Source organism: Methylophaga sp. UBA1464 (genome assembly GCF_002325665.1).
Taxonomy (GTDB): Bacteria; Pseudomonadota; Gammaproteobacteria; order Nitrosococcales; family Methylophagaceae; genus Methylophaga.
Map to the genome: position 1 here is coordinate 37,276 of NZ_DCSO01000013.1, position 1,789 is coordinate 39,064.

Sequence of the window (1,789 nt, forward strand, 5' to 3'; positions counted from 1 at the left end):
GCATGCCAATCCGGTTAAATCGTCATGATTAACGGAAAATTGCAGTCTGGCTTCCATGACTCGCAACTGAGCATTTTCATCTTCAATCTGCTGCTGACGGAGATGATAATGGTCACGTTCACGTTTGGCAGCCAAAGTTGTCATGACCGCGGGAGGCAATGACTCAGCGGTAAGCGGGCGATATAAAAGTGAGGTGACACCATGTCCTAAATCCGTTAATAGCTGATTATGGTTCCATTGTGATTTTTCTGTCAGTGCGATAACCGGAATCAATCGCCATTCATCAAACTGATCCAACTTCAACCGGAGTTCCCGGGCATTACATTCACCCAAGCGGCAATCGAGGATGATCAAATCAATATCGCATAGGTCACCAGAAATGGCCTGTCTCAGCATTTGCATGAGTTTTTCCGGGCCATTGGCAGTGGAGATATTGGTAAAGCCACTCAACGACAACATGGTTTGCAGAAAAGCCAGATCAGAAAGCCGTGTCCCACTAATCAGAATCCGCGCAGCCAACAAGTCACTCACTTCCGCAGCAGATATCGGTGCCGTCAGGCTCTGCTCAGATGTCCTTGACATCGGTGACTCAACTGTTAGAAGTTTATTCATCTGGTTTGTATGCGGTTTCTTTATGACCGGTTTCAAGATACACGCAAATGAAAATAGCGGTTTTATATTTTAAAATCAACACTTAATGAGATTTTTGTAATGCTGTTTGTAAAGTATTGAAAAAAAAACAAGCCTCAAACTCAGTAATAATGCTTTAACGCAGATTAATCTGTACTGGAATTTAGCCTTTGTCCTTAGGGAATTTACCCGAAATAATATATGCGTAAGCAATCACTTCTGCGATAACTCGATAAAGCTCTTCAGGTATCGCTTCCCCCAGCTGCATTTCTTTCAGCATATCAGCCAGAACGGCATCTTCACGAAGGGGAATATTGTGCTGTTTAGCAATGCGAATAATTTCAGCAGCAATATCGCATTCGCCGCTGGCGGTCACTGTGGGTGCATTGTCTCCGTCATAATGCAATGCAATAGCACGTAACGGCTCTGCTTGTTGTTTCATACTGAGATATCCAGTAATGCATCTGACGAGTCAGTCTGCGCAACCGGAGATAACCACTCTACCGGCGCACAATGGCAGCTGAGCCGCTGAACCTGTAAATCCAGTGCTGATAGCTTGTCACGCAATAAACCGATATTGTCTTCCAGCAGCGCAACCGCTTCTGGATCTTCAGCAGTTAATGACACACTGACATTATTTGTCTGCAAAGCAATTGAAGCGCGCAGTTTCCCCAGGTTTTGTGTTTCCAGATTGAGTGTCACTTGCCACTGTTCTGCATCTTGCTCATCCTGCTTTGTTCCACGTTGCAATTGTAACTGCATCCACTGCAACTGTTGTTTGTCACGTAAGGGCACATCCATCAACCAGACTTGGGGCTGTGCGGGATTATCTGCTTCCCTGACCATATTCAATTGATTCATCTGAACTCTGGCAATCGCCGTTTCTACTTCGCGCAGTAAAACCTGTAATCTGGCTAATTCGTTCACACCAGCCTGAAATTGTGCATTTTGAGTACTTTGTTGAACAGATATATTCTGAAGGTTGAGATTCTGAACATTGGGACTGGTGTTGCCAGCCAGTCCTTGACCAGCCAGCAACATGGTTAATAATTGGGCCGGAGTTTGACCACTTGCCATAAGAGCGTTCGTAATATGTGATGGAAGCTGTTGCAAAGCGGAAGGCTGATTGAGCAAATTTATCAGGGCATTACGAATTTCG

At 44.9% G+C, this 1,789-nt stretch carries 2 protein-coding genes and 1 pseudogene; all 3 read right to left on the reverse strand.

The window, feature by feature from the left end:
• Nucleotides 1-582: pseudogene (locus B3O33_RS01380) on the reverse strand (GGDEF-domain containing protein); the annotation flags it as partial.
• 211 nt (nt 583-793) lie between these two features.
• The gene (locus B3O33_RS01385) at nt 794-1,072 is read right to left on the reverse strand and encodes an EscU/YscU/HrcU family type III secretion system export apparatus switch protein (protein ID WP_292362307.1); all 279 of its coding nucleotides are present in this window, start codon (nt 1,070-1,072) and stop codon (nt 794-796) included.
• On the reverse strand, nt 1,069-1,789 hold a 721-nt coding region (locus B3O33_RS01390), incomplete at its 5' end, for a flagellar hook-length control protein FliK (RefSeq protein ID WP_292362783.1). The genes B3O33_RS01390 and B3O33_RS01385, both read right to left, overlap by 4 nt.